General features: G+C 72.4%; 1 protein-coding gene. It reads right to left on the bottom strand.

Going from position 1 to position 731, the window contains the following annotated elements:
• Positions 1–731 (bottom strand): condensation domain-containing protein (locus tag FKN01_RS32270; protein ID WP_260697104.1); only part of this gene is annotated, 731 nt, incomplete at both ends.

The following is a 731-nucleotide window of genomic DNA, read 5'->3' as shown; positions in this document are numbered from 1 at the left end:
CCGGTGAGCCCGCCCACCAGGACGCCCCACACCGTCTGGACGAGCGTGTTGAGCGTGACGCCCCAGGATCGGGCGAGCGCGGTCAGCTCCGCGACCACCGATTCGGGGATACGCGCTTCGCAGCGCTCGGGGACCTGCGTCTGCGCGGCGGTGAAGCCCGGCGCCACCAGGGTGGGCTCCTCCACCCCCGCCAGCGCCTCCCGCCAGGCCGCCTCCGCGGCCGGCCGGTCCGCCTCCGCCAGCCAGGAGAGGTAGTCGCCGAAGGGGCGCACTGCGGGAAGCGCGGCACCGTCTCGGCGGTAGAGCGCCAGGAGTTCCCGGAACAGGACCGGCATGGACCAGCCGTCGAGCAGGATGTGGTGGTTGGTGAGGATCAGGTGGTGCCGGTCTTCGCCGAGCCGGACCAGCACCCATCGCAGCAGCGGGGGCCTCGACAGGTCGAACCCGCGCCTCCGCTCCTCCACCGCGACCGCAGTCGCCGCCCCCTCGGGATCAGGGCCGGCGGAGAGGTCACAGATCTCGAAGGGGGTTTCAGCGAGCCGGACGATCGCCTGGTACGGGGTTCCGTCCGCCGCCTTCCGCAGTGCGGCGCGGAGGTTGGCATGCCGGTCGAGTAGCTGCCGGGCAGCGTCGTGCAGGCGCTCGACATCGAGGGCGCCGGTCAGCTCCAGGACGAACTGGGCGGTGTAGACGTCCGTGGTCTGCTCGTCGTATCCGGCGTGGAAGGCCAG

The sequence above is a fragment of the Streptomyces sp. 130 genome (assembly GCF_007096885.1).
Classification (GTDB): Bacteria; Actinomycetota; Actinomycetes; order Streptomycetales; family Streptomycetaceae; genus Streptomyces.
This window is presented reverse-complemented; position numbering and strand designations above follow the sequence as displayed.